Origin of the sequence: Streptomyces sp. CC224B (assembly GCF_030010595.1) — a bacterium.
Classification (GTDB): domain Bacteria; phylum Actinomycetota; class Actinomycetes; order Streptomycetales; family Streptomycetaceae; genus Streptomyces; species Streptomyces longispororuber.
The window spans coordinates 18,237-35,780 of record NZ_JASCXL010000069.1 but is presented as its reverse complement, the minus strand read 5'-3'; the positions used below and the strand labels follow the sequence as shown (position 1 = coordinate 35,780).

Below are 17,544 nucleotides of genomic sequence, written 5' to 3'. Positions count from 1 at the left end.
TCGCACTCCCGATGCCCCTGAAAAGGACACACGCATGCGCACACACCGGCGCCTGGCCGCCGCCGCCCTGGTGACCGCCACCGCCCTCGCCCTGTCCGCCGCCGGTACCGCGGTGGCCGACACCAACAAGAGCGAGCAGTCCTCCGCCCTCAGCGGCCCCACCGCCGCCGTCCTGTCCCCGGTCCCGGCCCACTCCGGCAGCGACCAGGCCAACGGGCAGCTCATGGACAAGGCCGACACCACCAACTGGTCCCTCGTCGACTACGCGGGCAGCGCCAAGGAGGAGCCCAAGAAGAAGAAGCGCCAGAAGACGCTCGGGCTCCTCGGCGGCGGGATCATCCCGGGCCTGTAGCAGCGCTCCAGACACGTCCCCCCTGTCCGTACCCGGCCCCTTCCCAGGCGCCGCGCCAACACCCTCACCCCACCAACTCCGCGAAAGCAGGATCACCCATGAACAAGACCCTCACCCGCTCCGCCACCCTTGCCCTGGCCGCCACCGCCCTCACCCTGGCCGCCGCGGGCACCGCCGCGGCCGACACCAACAAGAGCGAGCAGACCTCCGCCATCAACGGCCCCACCGCCCCGGTCCTCTCCCCCGGCACCGGCCCCGGCGACAACGCCCAGGCCAACCAGCAGGCCATGATCAAGCGCAACACCACCAACTGGTCGGCCGTCGACTACATCGAGCTGCCCGGCCTGCCCGGCGCCGCCGTCAACGCCCTCTGATTACGCGTACGTACGCAGGTCCGGCCCGGCCGCAGCACGACTCGCCGCTCCCTACGCCGCTACGGCGCCCCGGCGGCAGTCCCGGCAGCGGCCGGGCCTGCCGCCGGGCCGCCACCGTCCACGTCCGCGACTCCAAGGACAAGGAAGCACCCCGCCTCAAGGTCCGGGCGGCGTTCGTGGTCTTTGCCGACGGGCGCTGAACTGCGCGGGTCAGGCGTACCGCTCCTGGAACGCGTCGCGGGACTCCGCCGCTCGGGTCACTCGTGGGGCGAGGCGGGGGTGGTCCGCGTCGGGGGCGTGGAGCAAGTCCGTGAGGAGGGTGGTCAGTTCGGCGCGGTCCAGCCAGGTCACGCGGGGGTTGTCGAGGGCGAGGCAGCGGGACAGCGTCGCGTCCAGGGTCGGCCAGTCGGCCAGGCCTGCGGCGACCACGGCGTGCAGGCACTCGCCCACCGCGGGGCGCGGGAACGCGGCGGTCTCCAGCAGGCGGGCCGCCTCACGCCAGCGGTGGCGGGTGGGGGCCAGGCCCGAGGCCGCGCCCTCCGTGAGCGCGAGCTCGATGGTCCCCCGTGCCTCGTCCCGCGCCCGCAGGGCCTCCGCCGCCTCGCGCGCCCGCTCCCACAGCCGGGCCCGACGGAACGCCCGCGCCCCCACCACACCAACCTCCGCCGTAGAAAGAACGCTCGTTCCAGTCCCGGGAAGTAGGTCCCCCACCGCCCGCTCGACGCGTCCGCACAGCAGGTGGAAGCGGGCCGACTCGGACCGCACCCAGTCGAGGTCCTCGTGGTTCTCCCTGATCCAGGCCAGGTCGTCCTCGGCCGGGGCGAGGCGTCCGGCGTGGAGACGTACGGAGAAGCGCTGCGCGCGGAGGCGTGAGTCGAGCGCCACGGCGCGGTCCATGTCGGCCAAGGCCTCGACGTGCAGGCCGAGTTCGGAGCGCAGCGCGCCCCGCAGGTGCAGGGCCGCGGCGTCGTCCGGGTTCAGCTCGACGGCTCGGTTCAGCTCCGCGTGGGCCTCCTCGTACCGTTTCAGGTCGTGGAGCGCCACGGCCCGGACGCAGCGCGCCCAGGGGGAATCCGTCCACAGGTGGACGGCGCGGTCGGCGTCCGCTGCGGCCTGTACGTGGTTGCCGAGCAGGCCGTGCACGCGGGAGCGCTGGAGCAGGGCCCACGGCTGGTCGGGGGCGAGCTCGACCGCCCGGTTCAGGGCGTCCAGCGCTTCCCGGCTCCGCCGCAGTGCGGCCAGCGAGGCGCCCCGGCCCGCGTGCGCCGAAGCGTACGAGGCCTCCAGCCCGAGGGCCCGGTCGTAGTCCGCGACGGCCTCCTCGTGCCGGCCCGCGACGCTCAGCGCGTCGGCGCGCAGGCACCACACCCAGGCCCAGTCGGCTGCCAGGGCGACGGCCCGGTCCAGGTCCGCCAGCTGGAGCTCGGGCTGCCCGAGCGACTGGTGCACCCGGGCGCGCTTCACCAGGGCCCAGGCGTACTCCGGCCGCAGCTCCAGCGCCCGGTCGAGGTCCGCGAGCGCCTCGTCGTGGCGGCCGAGGGCCTGCCGGGCGGCGCCCCGGGAGGCCCGGGCGTACGGGTCGACGGGGTCGAGTTCGACCGCCCGGTCCAGGTCCCTGAGCGCCTCGTCGAAGTGGCGCAGGACCCGGTGGAACTCGCCCCGCGTCCGCAGGGTCGCCACCCGGTCCGGCGCCAGCGCGTCGGCCCGGTCCAGGTGCGCGAGGGCGGCCTCGTGGGCGCGGAGCCTGCCGAGCGTGTGAGCCCTGCCGACATGGGCGCGTACCAGCTCCGGGTCCAGCGCCAGCGCCTCGTCGTAGTCGGCCAGCGCCCGCTCGTGGTCACCGTCAAGCCGCCGGACCCGGCCGCGAACCGCGTACGCCAGGGCCCGCTGACCGGGGTCCAGCCCGGCCCGGTCGAGCAGCAGGCCCAGCGCGCCCGCGAGGCCGTCGCCGTCGAGCGCGGCCAGCAGGTCGCGGCCCCAGGCGGCAGCGGCCTCGCCCGCCGCGTCCTCGCCCGCGTCCGCCAGGGCCTGGGCCCACTGCCGCACCACGGCCCCGCCCGGGCCGCACGCGAGCACCACGTCCCGCAGCACGGCGGGCAGCGCCCCGCGCTCGTCCGCGCACAGCAGGTGGTACGCCTCGGCGAGCCGGAGCGCGCGCCACCGCTCGTCGGCCCAGCGCCCCTCGTCCTCGTCGAGGCCCGCCCCGGCCTCGGCCCGCCAGGCCGCGAAGGCCGCCGCGAGCCTGCCGTGCCGCTCGGCCCAGCCGCGCGGGGACCGCCGCCGCTGCAACCGCAGCATCGGGGCGCGGACGACGTCGTGGTACACGAGCCGGCCGCCCCGGTCGCTGACGAAGGGCAGGCCGCGCAGCCAGGCGAAGAGGCCCGGTACGTCCCGCTCGGCGGCGTCGGCGCCCACCACCGCCCGGAACACGTCCTCGTCGAGGCCGCGCGGCAGCGCGCAGGCCAGGGCCACCGCCCGGCGCACGGGGTCGGGCTCCCACTTCAGGAACCGTTCGACGGCCGTGGCGCTCGGGTCGCCCACGCCGTCGGGGGCGGTGGGGCGGCTCTCCGCGAGGGTGGACACGAGGACGGGCAGGCCGCCGGAGAGGCGCAGCACCTCCTCGACGACGGGTTCGGCGGTCACGCCCTTGTCGGCGAGCAGGCCGCGCGCCTCCAGGTCGGTGAACGGAGCGAGCGGGACGTCGGCCATGAAGTCCAGGTAGCCGTCCCAGCGGGCGGTGGTGAAGGGGAGCTGGCCCGCCGTGACCACGACGACGTTCGCGGGCAGGGCCCCGTACCGCTCGGTGGTCATCAGCTCGCACAGCCAGCCGTCCAGGAAGGGCGCCGTGCGCTCGTAGGTGTCGAAGAACAGGACGACCCAGGGGTGGGCCTTGGTGGCCTCCTCCAGTTCCCGCAGCAGCACCGGGGTGAGGACCCGCTCGGGCGTCAGCACGAGCTGGACGTCCTCCTGGCTGCGGAACCGCGCGCTCAGGCCCGCCCGCAGCCGGTCCGCGCCCTGCGCGAGCTGCGCCGGGTCGACGGCCCCCGTGAACGCGCCCACGCCGGGCAGCAGGCCCAGCCCCGCCAGACCGGCGCGGGCCGCCGCCACGGTGCCGGGCGAGGGGGGCGGGGCGGCGTCCGGGGCCTGGCCCGCCTCGGCCGCCGCCGCGAGCGCCGCCGACTCGGCCTCGTGCCGCCGCTCGCGGTGCGTGGCGAGCATCCGGTCCAGGTCCTTGCAACGGCGCCCGCGCCGGGCGAACTCCGCGCTCAGCGCGGCCATGGCCTCCGGCACGCTGCCCACGGCCTCGTCGACGTACGCGACGAGTGCCCCGCGCTCCACGGCGACCTGCTCCCACTCCCGTACCAGCGAGGTCTTCCCGACGCCCGCGTTGCCGTGCACGTGGAAGAGGAACCGGTGCCGCTCGTCGGTGACCGGCACATCGAAGTTCCCCCGGAACGCCGCGATCTCCGCCCGCCGCCCCACGAACCCCGAGCGCCTGCGCCCCCGGATCAACTCCTGCATCGACGGCCCGCTCATGGCCTCCCCTGCCCGCACGCCACGCCGTGTGCGCTCCAGTGTTCCATCGGGGGCGGCGCTACGTCCCGACCACCGCCGACAGCCCCGGGCGCCCCAGGCCCGCCCCTGTCCCGGAACCAGGGGCTGCGCCCGCCCCTGGACCCCGCTTCTTCGGCGCTCCGCGCCCCGTCCTCAACCGCCGGTCGGGCCGGAACCAGCCCGGGCTACCCCTCGAGGACCGGCAGCAGCTCCGGCAGGTGCCCGTCCGACGCCGCCGCCACCCGCACCCGCTCCTCCGGCACCTCGCCGTACAGGGTCGTGCGCGGCTTCGCCGGACGGCCCGCCGCCTCCGCGATCGCGACGAGGTCCCGTACCGAACGGTACGACCCGTAACTGGAGCCCGCCATCCGGGAGATGGTCTCCTCCATCAGCGTGCCGCCCAGGTCGTTCGCCCCGGAGCGCAGCATCTCCGCGGCCCCCTCGGTGCCGAGCTTCACCCAGCTCGTCTGGATGTTCGGGATGTGGGGGTGGAGGAGCAGCCGCGCCATCGCCGTGACCGCGCGGTTGTCGCGGGTGGTGGGGCCGGGGCGGGCGATGCCCGCCAGGTACACCGGGGCGTTGGTGTGGATGAAGGGGAGGGTCACGAACTCCGTGAAGCCGCCGGTCTCCTGCTGGATCGCGGCCAGGGTCCGCAGGTGGCCGAGCCAGTGGCGGGGCTGGTCCACGTGGCCGTACATCATCGTGGAGGAGGACCGCAGGCCCACCTCGTGGGCCGTCCTCACCACCTCGATCCACGTGGCGGCCGGGAGCTTGCCCTTGGTGAGGATCCAGCGCACCTCGTCGTCGAGGATCTCCGCCGCCGTGCCGGGGATGGAGTCCAGGCCGGACTCCTTGGCGCGCTGGAGCCACTCGCGGACGGACAGGCCCGTGCGGGTCGCGCCGTTGACGACCTCCATCGGCGAGAAGGCGTGCACGTGCATGCCGGGCACCCGCTCCTTCACCGCCTGCGCGATGTCGAAGTAGGCCGTGCCGGGCAGGTCGGGGTGGATGCCGCCCTGCATGCACACCTCGACCGCGCCCACGTCCCACGCCTGGGCCGCGCGGTCGGCGACCTGGGAGAGCGACAGGGTGTACGCGTCGGCGTCGGTGCGGCGCTGGGCGAACGCGCAGAAGCGGCAGCCGGTGTAGCAGACGTTCGTGAAGTTGATGTTCCGGGTGACGATGTACGTGACGTCGTCGCCGACGGCCGACTTGCGTACGTCGTCCGCGACCCGGCACAGCGCGTCCAGCGCCGGGCCGTCCGCGTGCAGCAGGGCCAGCGCCTCGGCGTCGGTCAGGCGGGTCGGGTCGTCGGCGGCCGTGGCGAGGGCCGCCCGGACGTCGCCGTCGATGCGGGAGGGGGCCATGCCGGGCGCGGCCTGCTCGCGCAGCGCCTCCCAGTCGCCGTACACCTCGTCGAAGTCGTCGCGCCGGTCGGCGGTGCGGCCGGTGGTGTCGATGGTGCGGTGCAGGTCGGTGCGGCCGGACGAGGCGACGTACCCCTCGTCGGGCTCCTGCCAGGGCAGGCCGCGCACCGGCGCGTCCGGGTTCGCGAGGCCGGTGTCCGGGTCGGCGAGCGCCCGCACGTGGGGCAGCAGGCGCGGGTCCAGCCACGGCTCGCCGCGCTGGACGAACTCCGGGTACACACACAGGCGTTCGCGCAGCTCGAAGCCCTCCGCCGCGGACCGCTCGGCGAGCGCGTCGATCTGCGGCCAGGGCCGCTCGGGGTTGACGTGGTCGATGGTGAGCGGCGAGACGCCGCCCCAGTCGTCGATCCCGGCCCGGATCAGGCGGCCGTACTCCCCGTCCACCAGGTTCGGCGGCGCCTGGAGGCAGCCGGAGGGGCCCATGATGTGCCGGGCCACGGCGACCGTCGCGACGAGGTCGTCGAGCTCGGCGTCCGGCATGCCGCGCATCGCCGTGTCCGGCTTGGCGCGGAAGTTCTGGATGATCAGCTCCTGCACGCCGTGGTACGAGCGGGCCACGCGGCGCAGCGCGAACAGAGACTCCGCGCGCTCCTCGTACGTCTCCCCGATGCCGATGAGCAGCCCGCTGGTGAAGGGCACCGAGGAGCGGCCCGCGTCCTCCAGGACCCGCAGGCGGACCGCCGGCTCCTTGTCGGGCGAGCCGTGATGCGGGCCGCCCGGCTCGGACCACAGGCGCTCGGCCGTCGTCTCCAGCATCATGCCCATGCTGGGCGCGACCGGCTTCAGGCGCTGGAAGTCCGTCCACGACAGCACCCCGGGGTTGAGGTGGGGCAGCAGGCCCGTCTCCTCCAGGATGCGGATCGATATGGCCCGCACGTACGCGATGGTGTCGTCGTAGCCGTGCGCGTCCAGCCACTCGCGGGCCTCGGGCCAGCGGTCCTCGGGCTTGTCGCCGAGGGTGATGAGCGCTTCCTTGCAGCCCAGCTCGGCCCCGCGCCGGGCGATGTCCAGGACCTCGTCGGGGGACATGAACATCCCGTGCCCGGCGCGGCGCAGCTTGCCCGGCACGGTGACGAAGGTGCAGTAGTGGCACTTGTCCCGGCACAGCCGGGTCAGCGGGAGGAACACGCTCTTCGAGTACGTGATGACCCCCGCGCGGCCCGCCGCCTCCAGGCCCGCGTCCCGCACCCGGGCCGCCGACGCCGCCAGGTCCTCCAGGTCGTCGCCGCGCGCCCGGAGCAGCACGGCGGCCTCCGCCACGTCCAGCGCGACACCGTCCCTGGCCCGCCTGAGGGCGCGGCGCATGGCGTTGGCGGTGGGACGTCCGGCCTCGGGGGAGTGCGCGCTGTTGCTCATGCCCCCGAGCATACGAGCGCCCTCAACAGCTGCGCCGGGACCCGTCCCGCCCCTCGCCGGTCGCACCCCACCCGCAACGAGCCCGCCCCCGCCCCCCGCTGTGGGCAATCGTCCCGCTGGGCGGGACGGGTGGGCACAGCGCCTAGGTGCGGTGCAACTGTTCCGCCAAGGCTCCAGGAGGGCGCCCCACCCGTCCAGGCCCCCGGCCAGCCCCCGTGGCCGGACCGCAACCCGCAGAACTCCTTCCCTTGCCGGTGAGTTCACGGCTCAATACCAGAGTTGCCCCGCACCACCCGCGTCACTTCGTCACCGACTTCTGGGGAGCCGCAGCATGTGCGAGGACGAAAGCCACCTGAACAGACGGGCGCTGCTCGTGACCGGAGCCGCCACCGCCCTTACGTTGGGGACCGTGAGCTTCGCCGACGACGCCGGGGCCGCCGAGCGGCGCCCGGGCCAGGACACCCGGCAGACACGGACGATCCGCGGGACGCTGCCCACCGGCGCCCCGGACTTCGTGTACCTGCCGGTCGAGATCCCCCGGGGGGTCCGGCAGATCCACGTGGCGTACGCGTACGAGAAGCCCGCCGTGCCGCCCGGCACCCCGGGCAACGCCCTGGACATCGGCATCTTCGACGAGCGCGGCACCGGCCTCGGCGGCCGGGGCTTCCGCGGCTGGTCGGGCGGCGCCCGCACGGAGTTCTTCATCCGCGCCGACGACGCCACCCCCGGCTACCTCCCGGGCCCGGTGCGCGCGGGCCGCTGGCACATCGTCCTCGGCCCGTACACGGTCTCCCCGCAGGGCCTGCCGTACGAGGTGACCATCACCCTCACCTACGGCGCCCCGGGCACCACGCCGAAGCCGGTGTACCCGCCGGAGCGGGCCAGGGGGCGGGGCCGCGCCTGGTACCGGGGCGACTGCCACCTGCACACCTGGTACTCCGACGGGCGCCGCACCCCCGCCGAGATCGGTGCGCTGGCCCGCGCGGCGGGCCTGGACTTCATCAACTCCTCCGAGCACAACACCCACTCCGCGCACGCCCACTGGTCCGACGTCGCGGGCGACGACCTGCTGGTGCTGCTCGGCGAGGAGGTCACCACCCGCAACGGCCACGTCCTCGCCCTCGGCACCGATCCCGGCACCTTCGTCGACTGGCGCTACCGCGCCCGCGACAACCGCTTCGGCCACTACGCCCGCGCCGTCCGCCGCGCCGGCGGCCTGGTCGTACCCGCCCACCCGCACGCCACCTGCGTCGGCTGCAACTGGAAGTTCGGCTTCAACGACGCGGACGCCGTCGAGGTGTGGAACGGCGCGTACTCGCCCGAGGACGAGGTCGCGCTCGCCGAGTGGGACAACGCCCTGGTGGCGGCCGCGCGGGGCGGGCGCCGCTGGCTCCCGGCGATGGGCAACAGCGACGCCCACCGCGACCCGGACCCGGTCGGCCGCCCGCAGACCGTCGTCCTCGCCGAGGACCTGACGCGCGAGGCGATCCTGGACGGCATCCGCGCGGGCCGCTCCTACCTCGCCGAGTCCAAGGACGTGGAGCTGTCCTTCTCCGCGGCCGGCGGCAAGGGCCGGCACGCGGGCATCGGCGAGCGGCTGCGCGTCGACGCCGACGACCCGGTGACGGTGCGCCTGGACGTCAAGGGCGTGCCCGGCTGCGTCATCCGCTTCGTGACCGACCAGGGCGTGCTGTTCACGAGCCCGGCCGTGGGCGCGTCCGGGACGGGCAGCGCCGAGTGGCGCACCACGGCCTCGTACGCCGCCTACGTACGGGCCGAGGTGCGCAAGCCGCAGCCGGCGCCGCCGCAGCCCGGCCCCATGGCGGCGCTCACGAACCCGATTTTCCTGGGGCGTTGACCAGGTCGGGCGCGGCCTGCGGTGCTGTGCGCACGGTGCGGGCCGCGCCCGAGCGGGGCAGGGCGAGCGTGACGAGCAGGCCCGCGGCCATGCCCGCCGCGGTCAGGAGCACCACGAGGAACTCGCCGTCGGCGGTCGCCGAGCGCAGCGCGGCCCCGGCCCTGCCCTCGGTGCCGATGTCGGCGACCACGGTGAACAGGGCGAGGCCGATGGCGTTGCCGATGTTCAGGGCCGTGGACGCGATGCCGTTGGCGACGCCCTGCTCGTGCGCGGGCGTGCCGGTCGCGGCGGCGATCCACATGGCCGTCCACACCACGCCCTGGCCGAGGCCGGAGACCACGAGCCCCGGCACGAGGAGGCCGTAGCCCGCACTGTCGTCGAAGCCGAGGGCGAGCACGGCGGTGCCGGCGGCGCCCACGGCGAAGCCGCTCAGGAGCGTGGCGCGGGTGCCGAGGCGGGTCGTCATGCGCTCGCCGAGCTGGGTGCCCGCGGCGATGGCGACGGACGGGACGAGGAAGGCGAGGCCGGTCTCCAGGGCGCTGTACCCGTGCACGCTCTGGAGCAGCACCGTCAGGAAGTACGGCAGCACGCCGAACGTGGCCATGTAGACGAACGTGACGGTCATGCCGACGGTGAGGCTGCGGTTGCGGAAGAGCCGGAACGGCATCAGCGGGTCGGCGCTGCGGGCCTCGACGAGCGCGAAGGCCGCGAGCAGCGCGGCGGCGACGGCGAAGGCCCCCAGCACCAGGGGGTCGCCCCAGCCGAGCTCGGGCCCTTCCACGAGGCCGAAGACGAGCAGGGTCGAGCCGCCGGTGACGCTCAGCGCGCCGGGCAGGTCGAAGCGGCGGCGCTCGCCGCGCGCCGGGTCGCGCGGGACGACGTACAGCGCGGCGAGGGCGATGAGGCCGGCGAGCGGCACGTTCACGTAGAACACGGCGGGCCAGCCGAAGCGTTCGGTGAGCACGCCGCCGAGCAGCGCGCCGAGCGTGAGCCCGCTGGCGCCCGCGCCGCCCCAGACGGCGAGCGCGCGGTTCCGCCGGGGCCCCTCCTCGAAGAGGGTGTTGATCAGGGAGAGCGTCGCCGGGAGCAGCAGCGCGCCGCCGACGCCCTGCACCGCGCGGGCCGCGATGATGACGCCCGCGCTGTCCGCGAGGCCGCCCGCGAGCGACGACAGGGCGTACAGGGTGAGCGCGAGCACGAACATCCGCCGCCGCCCGAGCAGGTCGGCCGCGCGCCCGCCGAGCAGCAGGAAGCCGCCCGCGAAGACGACGTACGCGCTGACCACCAACTGCTGGGTCTGGCCCGGGAAGCCGAGGTCGGCGCCGATCTCGGGGAGCGCGACGAAGACGATGTTGAGGTCCAGCGCGAAGACCGTCTGCGCGAGGGCGAGCAGCAGAAGACTCCAGCCCAGGCGGGGTGTATCAGACACAGGGATGCCCCTTCACGACCATGGCACGACTGTACGCGCACATACGTACAGTCCGAACGTACGCATCCTTACGTACGTTCGCGACGGGCGGCAAGGGTTCCGGGCAGAACAGTTCGTATGTTCACGTACAGAGGTACAGAGGTACGGTGGCGGTATGAGCTACCGCCACCCCGAGCCCGACCAGATCCGCGTCGACGGCGTCCTGACCGCCCTCGGCAACCCGCTGCGGCTCTCCGTGGTCCGGCTCCTGGACGCTGGCGGCGACCACAACTGCACGAGCGTCCTCAACACCCTGGGCGTCCCGGCGAAGTCGACCATGACCCACCACTGGCGCGTGCTGCGCGAGAACGGCGTGATCTTCCAACGCCCGTCCGGCCGCGAGAACCTGCTCACACTCCGCCGCGACGACCTGGACGCGCGCTACCCGGGCCTACTGGACGCGATCCTCGCGGGGGCGCGGACGGACGAGGCAACAGGCCCCTGACGGCAAGCACCGCCCTCAGCGGTCGACGTCGGCGAACAGCTCCTCGGCGGACTCGACCGACAGCGCCCGGTCGAACCAGACTTCAAGGGTGTCCGGGTCGCCACACCCCAGGACACGCTCCCGTGCGGACTCGGGAACAGCGACGCTGCGCCCCTCAAGAACACGCAGAATTGACACCGCAAGCCCCTCGGCACGCCCCTCCGCACGCAACTTCATTGCCCGCTCCGAGCGGAAAAAGGAATTGGGGACAACCATCAGTTCCTCCAGGTCTCGGGGGAACGCGCGGGTCGGTCGCGACACGACGTCCCCGGGGTGATCGACGCGATACCGGCCGAGTCGGGCTGCGCGGCGGAGAGCCCGTCTCCGCCGCGCGGCGACTTCGGCTGGGCGTCAATCGTCTGACTCCGCGAAGAGATCGTCGATCGCGGCGGCCGTCCCTGAACGACTGAGCCAGACGTCGAGCGTCTCCAGGTCGCCACAGCTCATGATGCGCTCCCGGGCGGACGCGGGGACATCGACGCCGCGCCCCTCAAGGACACGCAGGATCGACTCCGCGCGCCCCTCCGCGCGCCCTTCCACGCGCCCCTCCGCCCGCAGCTTCATAGCCCGCTCCGAGCGGAAAAAGGAAGTGTCGACAGCCATCAGTTCCCTCCAGGTCTTGAGCGCCGGGCTGTTGGCCAGGCCCTGCTCGGTCAGTTCCGAGAAGATGTCCGCGTCGTCTCTGTCGATGGTCTGCAATGCGGCGGCCAGTGTCTTCAGTATGGCATCGGCATTCGCGTCCTTTCCGTACGTGATCGCGGAGAAGGTCGCGAGCGGAATGTCCGCGGCGGCGGCCCGCACGTCCGTGATGGGCGGCACGTTGTGCGGGCCGAGGACGAGGGGGCGCATCGTGAGCATGGGCCAGTGGGCGGGGCCGACGCTGTAGGGGCCGGAGGCCCACAGCGCGGTGGACTTGTCCTGGCAGGTGACGAGCAGGACGGTCGGGAGCTGGTACTTCGCGTGAAGGTACGAGGTGTAGTAGGCCCAGCTCGCGAGCTTGCAGGCCTCCTTGCGGCCCTGCGCCTCGACGGCGACCAGGTAGCTCCCCTCGTCCTCCGTGTCGAAGCGGAGCAGCGTGTCCACCCGCCGCTCCAGAGGGGCCGTCTCGGTCAGGTCGGTGGATAACAGGGACACCGCGACCGGCTCCGGGAACGACAGGTCGAGCGCGCGGAAGGCGCGTCCGAAGACACCGGGCTCCTTCTGGAAGATCCGGTGCATCGCTTCGTGTGATGAACTCACCATGTGCGCGACGTTAGGGCGCCATGCGGCAATTGCCTCTGGAAAATGCCTTTCCTTCACTCGAACGTATGCGTCATGCTCCGTTCATTTCTTCTGCGTCTTCTGCGTCTTCTGCGCGACCGGCGACCACCCGGATGTTGAAGGTGTGCGACCCGAGTGCTTCCGCGACGGCGACGAACAGGTACGCGAAGTGCTCCTGGCCGCGGGCGGTGCGGATCGGGCCCAGGTCGAGCTGGGAGGACCCGGGCCAGCCCAGGTCGGTGAGCAGGGCGCGCGTCACGGCCTTGGCGTCGGCGTCGTCGCCGGAGAGGAACACCGTGCTGTCCTCCGTGAGCGCGGACGGCGCGACCATGGCGGCGGAGTCCATCGTGGAGAGGGTCTTGACGACACGCGCCGCGGGAAAGGCCCGCTGGATCTCCTCGCCGAGGGATTCCTCGGGGTGGGTGAGGACGAAGCCGTGGGTCTCCATGGTGAAGCCCACGGCGATGTCGACGAGCACCTTGCCGTCGAGCACGTCGGCGCCGGCCGCGCGCAACAGGGCCACGGACTCCGCGCCGGGGGTCGCGTTCACCACCACGTCCGCCCGCTGTGCCGCCTCGCGGACGGGGGCCAGGGGCAGGCCGAGCTCCGCCCCGACGTCCTTCCTCGCCTCGGGGTCGCGCGACCCCAGGACCACCTCGTGGCCCGCGGCCGCCCACGCGCGGGCGAGGGCACGGCCGACGTTTCCCGTTCCGATCATCGCTATTCTCATGGCCTGGACGGTAGTTGGGCCCGCCCGTACGCCGTATCCGTCGCGGGGACCAGGCGGGGACCGTCGTCGTCCTAGTCCCGAGGGCCCTGCCGGACCTCAGCCCGCCCACACCACCGCCTGGGTCTCGCTGTACGCGGCCAGGGCGTAGGAGCCGCAGTCGCGGCCCACTCCGCTGGACTTGAAGCCGCCGAAGGGGGCCTCCATGTTGCGGGCGGTGGTGTTCACGCCGACACCGCCCGCGCGCAGGCGGCGGGCCACGCGGAAGGCGCGGGCGACGTCGCCGGACCAGACGTAGTCGATCAGGCCGTACTCGGTGTCGCAGGCCAGGGCGACCGCCGTGTCCTCGGCGGCCTCGCCCTCGCCGTCGAAGGGGACGACCACGACGACCGGGCCGAAGATCTCCTCCCGGACGACCCGCATGCCGGGGGCGCAGTCGGCCAGCACGGCCGGGGCGACGTAGTGGCCACGGGCCAGGCCCGGCGGCCGGGTGCCGCCGGTGAGCAGGCGCGCGCCCTCCGCGCGGCCCAGGTCCACGTACGACTCGACGCGCTCGCGGTGGGCGGCCGAGATGACCGGGCCGACGACCGTGGTCCGCTCCCTCGGGTCGCCGATCCTCAGGTGCCTCGCGTACGCGGTCAGTTTCGCGAGCAGCGGCTCGTAGGCCTGCCGTTGGACGATGACGCGGGTCGGGGCCGTGCAGATCTGGCCGCTGTAGAACGAGAACGTGGTGCCGATCCCGGCGACCGCCGCGTCCAGGTCCGCGTCCGCGAAGACGACCGCGGCGCCCTTGCCGCCCAACTCCATGAGCTGCCGCTTCGTCCCGCGCCCGCACACCTCGCCGATGCGGCGGCCGACGGCCGTGGAGCCGGTGAAGCTCACCATGTCGACGTCCGGGGAGCCCACCGCCGCCTCGCCGACGGCCACGGAGGTGCCGCTGACGACGTTCACCACCCCGGGCGGCACCCCGGCCTCCGCCAGGGCCGCGGCCATCCGGTAGACCGACAGCGGGTCCTGCGGGGCGGGCTTCACCAGGACCGTGTTGCCCATCGCCAGGGCGGGCGCGACCTTGCCCGCCGCGTTGGCCCACGGGTTGTTGTACGAGGTGACGCAGGCGACCACGCCGACCGGCCGGCGCTCGGCCACCGCCCCGACCACGGCCGCCCGGCCCAGCGGCCCCGCCTCGTTCACCTGCGGCGGCAGCGGCGTCCCGACGGGTTCGAGCGCCCCCTTCGCGTACCGCCGGAAGCGGGCGACGGCCACCGCCACCTGCACGGACCGGGCGGTCGCTGTGGTCGCGCCGGTCTCGGCCCGGGCCAGCTCCGCGTGGGCCGCGGCGTCCCGCTGGAGGAGGTCGGCGGTCCTGGAGAGCAGCGCGGCCCGGTCCTCCGGCGCCGTCCGCGACCACGTCGTGAAGGCTTCGCGCGCCGCCGCCGCGGCCTCGTCGACCTGCGCGCGGGACGCCTCGGGCGCGAGCCCCACGACCTCCTCGGTCGCGGGGTCGGTCACCTCGTGGTGGCCGCCGTCCGGCTCCACCCACGCGCCGCCGACGAACAGCCGCTCCTTCCGCGTCACCTGGTCGCCACCGTCCGCGTGTCCCGGCCGGACCGCAGCACCGTCCCCGGCACCGCGCCCGTCACCACGTCGTCGCGGATCACCGCCGTCCCGTTGACCCACACGGCCCGTACGCCGATGGCCTTGGAGTCCAGCCGCGGGCCGGCGCCCGGCAGGTCGTGCACCAGCGTGGCGGTGCCCGCGGCGACCGTCTCCGGGTCGAAGAGGACGAGGTCGGCGTGGTGGCCCTCGGCGATCCGGCCCCGGTCGCGCAGCCCGAAGAGCCGGGCCGGGTCGTCGGTGAGCATCTTCACCGCCTGCTCCAGGCCCACCAGCCTCCGGCCGCGCAGGCAGTCGCCGAGGAACCTGGTCGTGTACGGCGCCCCGCACATGCGGTCCAGGTGCGCCCCGGCGTCCGAGCCGCCGAGGAGCACGTCCTCGTGCCGCCAGGTCTCGGCCCGCAGCGCCCAGGACGCGGGGTCGTTGTCCGTCGGCATGGGCCACAGCACCGTGCGCAGCTCGTCGTGGGCGCAGATGTCGACCAGGCAGGCGAAGGGCTCCTGCCCCCGCTCGGCGGCGATGTCGCCGACCACCCGGCCGGTCAGGCCGGCGTTCGCGGCGGAGTACGTGTCCCCGATGACGTACCGGTCGAAGCGCGCGAGCCGCCGGAAGACCCCGGCCTCCTCGCTGGTGGCGCGCCGCAGCAGCTCCGCGCGGACGGCCGGGTCGCGCAGCCTCGCCACGCGCTCGGGGACCGGCAGGCCCAGGACCTCGCCCCAGCCGGGGATGAGGTGCAGCGCGCAGAACGTACCCAGGGACATGTTCATCGGGGTCAGGATCGGCATCGTCAGGGCGACGACCCGGCCGCCCGCCTTCCGGGCGCGCTCGCTGGGCAGGAGCTGGCGCGGCACGCGCTCGGGCACGGCGGCGTCGACGGTGAGCACGTTCCAGTTCAGGGGCCGCCCGGCCGCCGCGCTCAGCTCCACGAGGAGTTCGACCTCGTCGTCCCGGAACCGGTCCAGGCACCCCGCGACGATCGCCTCCACCTGGGTGCCCTCGTGCTCGCCGACGGCCCGCGCCAGGGCGAGCAGCTCCTCGGGGCGCGCGTGCCGGGACGCCACCGGCTCGCCGTCGCCGTCCGCGTGCGTCGACGACTGCGTGGTGGACAGGCCCCAGGCACCCGCGTCCATCGCCTCGTGCGCCAGCGCCACCATCCGCGCGAGCTGGTCCGCCGACGGCTGCCCGCCCACGGCGTCGGCGCCCATCACGTACCGCCGCAGCGCGCAGTGCCCCACCATGAACCCGGCGTTGACCGCGACGCGGCCCTCCAGCGCGTCCAGGTACTCCCCGAAGGAGTGCCACGACCAGGGCGCGCCCTGCTCCAGGGCGACCAGGGACATGCCCTCGACCTTGGCCATCATCCGGCGCGTGTAGTCGGCGTCCTCGGGGCGTGCCGGGTGCAGCGGGGCGAGGGTGAAGCCGCAGTTGCCGCCGACCACGGTGGTCACGCCGTGGTTCAGGGAGGGCGTGGCGTAGGGGTCCCAGAAGAGCTGGGCGTCGTAGTGGGTGTGGGGGTCGACGAAGCCCGGTGCGAGGACCAGGCCCTGGGCCTCCTCGGTGGTGCGGCTGTCCTCCGTGACGGAGGGCTCCACCCGGACGATCCGGCCGTCACGGATGCCTACGTCCGCTGCGCGTGCGGGGGCGCCCGTGCCGTCGACGACGGTGGCGCCTTTGATGAGGTGGTCGAGCATGTCGGTTCGTAACCTCCTCGCGGGGCGCCCCGCCGCGTCGATCAGCGCGCTCCGCGCGCGGGCACCCCTTCCCGAAACCGGGGGCTGCCGCCCCCGGGCCCCCGCCCTTTCGTCTGGGGCTTCGCCCCTGTCCCCCGCATTGGCGCTTCGCGCCTCGTCCTCAAACGCCGGACGGGCTGGAATACCCCGCCCGGCCCCGCCACACGACCTACGACGCGTGGCGGAAGCGTGTCGTCCGGTGGACCGGGTCCGTGTCGATCTTCGGGATCACGTGCTCCCCGATCAGCCGGATCGTCGTCAGCGTGTCCTCGTACGGGATGCCGATCGGCAGGCCGAAGGAGAGCTGGTCCGCGCCGGCCTGCTCCCAGCGCTCGCACTGCCGCAGCACCTCGTCCGGGTCGCCGCAGATCATCAGCTCCTCGGCGATGAGCATCTCGACGATGTCCTCGGTGTACTCGGGCAGCACCTCGGGCCACTCGGGGATGCCCTCGGGCCGCGGGAAGGTGTCGTGGTAGCGGAAGACGAGGGACTGGAGGTAGTTGAGGCCGCCGCCGACGGCGATCCGCACCGCCTCCTCGTGCGTCTCGGCGCAGATCGCCGTCGACGTCACCATGACGTTGTCGTTGACGAAGTCGCCGACGGGCTCCGCGTCCCGGACCGCGGTCTTGTACTGCTCAAGGACCCACTCCATGTCGGAGACCTTCTGCACGCTGAAGCCCAGCACCCCGAGCCCCTTGCGCGCCGCCATGGCGTACGACGACGGGGACCCGGCCGCGTACCACATCGCCGGGTGCGAGGCCCCGTACGGCTTGGGGAAGACCTTGCGCGGCGGCAGCGACCAGTGCTTGCCCCGGAACCCCTCGTACTCGTCCTGGAGCCACATCTTGGGGAACTCGGCGATCGTCTCCTCCCAGATCTCCTTGGTGTGGTTCATGTCGGTGATGCCCGGCAGGAACCCGAGGATCTCGTGCGACCCGGCGCCGCGGCCGCTGCCGAACTCGAACCGGCCCTCGCTGAGGTGGTCGAGCATGGCGACCTTCTCGGCGACCTTCACCGGGTGGTTGACCTGGGCGAGCGGGTTGAAGATGCCGGAGCCGAGGTGGATGCGCTCGGTGGCGTGCGCGAGGTAGCCGAGGAAGACGTCGTTGGCCGACAGGTGCGAGTACTCCTCCAGGAAGTGGTGCTCGGACGCCCAGGCGTACTTGAACCCCGCCTTGTCCGCCGCGATGACGTACTCGGTCTCCTCCATCAGCGCCTTGTGCTCGGCGAGCGGGTCGGTCCGCGCCCGCTTGCCGACGTACCCCTGGACAAAGAGCCCGAATTCCACGGCGGTCCACCGTCCTCACCGGTTTCTGACGGTCCGTCAGATTGTTGGTTC

Annotated in this window: 12 protein-coding genes and 1 pseudogene; 4 read left to right on the top strand and 9 right to left on the bottom strand. The window is 73.9% G+C overall.

From position 1 onward, the window contains the following. The first annotated feature begins 34 nt into the window (after nucleotides 1-34). Both QK440_RS25820 and QK440_RS25815 read left to right on the top strand, forming a co-directional pair. Nucleotides 35-352: a hypothetical protein gene (locus tag QK440_RS25820; RefSeq protein WP_282795600.1), complete on the top strand. Its 318-nt coding sequence runs from the start codon at nucleotides 35-37 to the stop codon at nucleotides 350-352. 98 nt (nucleotides 353-450) lie between these two features. After that, nucleotides 451-726: a hypothetical protein gene (locus QK440_RS25815; RefSeq protein ID WP_282795599.1), complete on the top strand. Its 276-nt coding sequence runs from the start codon at nucleotides 451-453 to the stop codon at nucleotides 724-726. A 210-nt stretch (nucleotides 727-936) separates the two neighbouring features. Here QK440_RS25815 and QK440_RS25810 read toward each other — a convergent pair whose 3' ends face one another. Both QK440_RS25810 and QK440_RS25805 read right to left on the bottom strand, forming a co-directional pair. After that, nucleotides 937-4,263 carry an ATP-binding protein gene (locus tag QK440_RS25810; RefSeq protein ID WP_282795598.1) on the bottom strand — a complete coding sequence of 1,109 codons (3,327 nt, stop codon included), beginning with the start codon at nucleotides 4,261-4,263 and terminating at the stop codon, nucleotides 937-939. A gap of 203 nt (nucleotides 4,264-4,466) precedes the next feature. Beyond that, complete coding sequence (locus QK440_RS25805) at nucleotides 4,467-7,064, bottom strand: bifunctional FO biosynthesis protein CofGH (protein WP_282795597.1); 2,598 nt, start codon at nucleotides 7,062-7,064, stop codon at nucleotides 4,467-4,469. A gap of 331 nt (nucleotides 7,065-7,395) precedes the next feature. Here QK440_RS25805 and QK440_RS25800 point away from each other — a divergent pair, with 331 nt between their 5' ends. After that, complete coding sequence (locus tag QK440_RS25800) at nucleotides 7,396-8,922, top strand: CehA/McbA family metallohydrolase (RefSeq protein ID WP_282795596.1); 1,527 nt, start codon at nucleotides 7,396-7,398, stop codon at nucleotides 8,920-8,922. Here QK440_RS25800 and QK440_RS25795 read toward each other — a convergent pair. Then, nucleotides 8,894-10,351 (bottom strand): MFS transporter, encoded by a 1,458-nt coding sequence (locus QK440_RS25795; RefSeq protein WP_282795595.1) that lies wholly within the window; start codon nucleotides 10,349-10,351, stop codon nucleotides 8,894-8,896. The two genes, QK440_RS25800 and QK440_RS25795, sit on opposite strands and share 29 nt — an antisense overlap. Nucleotides 10,352-10,505: 154 nt before the next feature. On the opposite strand from QK440_RS25795, the gene QK440_RS25790 reads away from it, so the two are divergent. Further along, the gene (locus QK440_RS25790) at nucleotides 10,506-10,835 is read left to right on the top strand and encodes a helix-turn-helix transcriptional regulator (RefSeq protein WP_282795594.1); all 330 of its coding nucleotides are present in this window, start codon (nucleotides 10,506-10,508) and stop codon (nucleotides 10,833-10,835) included. Nucleotides 10,836-10,850: 15 nt separating this feature from the next. Here the strand turns inward: QK440_RS25790 and QK440_RS25785 are convergent, their stop codons facing one another. From QK440_RS25785 to QK440_RS25760, 6 genes and pseudogenes are all read right to left on the bottom strand, one after another. Next, entirely contained in the window at nucleotides 10,851-11,012 is a 162-nt protein-coding gene (locus QK440_RS25785) for a hypothetical protein (protein WP_282795593.1), read from the bottom strand. A 213-nt stretch (nucleotides 11,013-11,225) separates the two neighbouring features. Beyond that, nucleotides 11,226-12,116, bottom strand: a complete 891-nt coding sequence (locus QK440_RS25780; RefSeq protein ID WP_282795592.1) for a hypothetical protein — start codon at nucleotides 12,114-12,116, stop codon at nucleotides 11,226-11,228. Nucleotides 12,117-12,186: 70 nt separating this feature from the next. Further along, nucleotides 12,187-12,867, bottom strand: a pseudogene (locus QK440_RS25775) (NAD(P)-binding domain-containing protein); the annotation flags it as partial. A gap of 93 nt (nucleotides 12,868-12,960) precedes the next feature. Then, nucleotides 12,961-14,436: an aldehyde dehydrogenase family protein gene (locus tag QK440_RS25770; protein WP_282795590.1), complete on the bottom strand. Its 1,476-nt coding sequence runs from the start codon at nucleotides 14,434-14,436 to the stop codon at nucleotides 12,961-12,963. Further along, a complete protein-coding gene (locus QK440_RS25765; protein ID WP_282795589.1) occupies nucleotides 14,433-16,166 on the bottom strand; it encodes a D-aminoacylase in 1,734 nt (577 codons plus the stop codon). Before QK440_RS25765 ends, QK440_RS25770 begins: the two co-directional genes overlap by 4 nt. A 208-nt stretch (nucleotides 16,167-16,374) precedes the next feature. Beyond that, nucleotides 16,375-17,493, bottom strand: coding sequence for an LLM class flavin-dependent oxidoreductase (locus QK440_RS25760; RefSeq protein ID WP_282795588.1), 1,119 nt, complete (start codon nucleotides 17,491-17,493; stop codon nucleotides 16,375-16,377). Between the last annotated feature and the right edge of the window lie 51 nt (nucleotides 17,494-17,544).

What these genes read in the sequence shown, in the direction of transcription:
- QK440_RS25820 (WP_282795600.1), top strand. Translation starts at nt 35, where the DNA reads ATGCGCACACACCGGCGCCTGGCCGCCGCCGCCCTGGTGACCGCCACC.
- QK440_RS25815 (WP_282795599.1), top strand. Translation starts at nt 451, where the DNA reads ATGAACAAGACCCTCACCCGCTCCGCCACCCTTGCCCTGGCCGCCACC.
- QK440_RS25810 (WP_282795598.1), bottom strand. Translation starts at nt 4,263, where the DNA reads ATGAGCGGGCCGTCGATGCAGGAGTTGATCCGGGGGCGCAGGCGCTCG.
- QK440_RS25805 (WP_282795597.1), bottom strand. Translation starts at nt 7,064, where the DNA reads ATGAGCAACAGCGCGCACTCCCCCGAGGCCGGACGTCCCACCGCCAAC.
- QK440_RS25800 (WP_282795596.1), top strand. Translation starts at nt 7,396, where the DNA reads ATGTGCGAGGACGAAAGCCACCTGAACAGACGGGCGCTGCTCGTGACC.
- QK440_RS25790 (WP_282795594.1), top strand. Translation starts at nt 10,506, where the DNA reads ATGAGCTACCGCCACCCCGAGCCCGACCAGATCCGCGTCGACGGCGTC.
- QK440_RS25780 (WP_282795592.1), bottom strand. Translation starts at nt 12,116, where the DNA reads ATGGTGAGTTCATCACACGAAGCGATGCACCGGATCTTCCAGAAGGAG.
- QK440_RS25765 (WP_282795589.1), bottom strand. Translation starts at nt 16,166, where the DNA reads ATGCTCGACCACCTCATCAAAGGCGCCACCGTCGTCGACGGCACGGGC.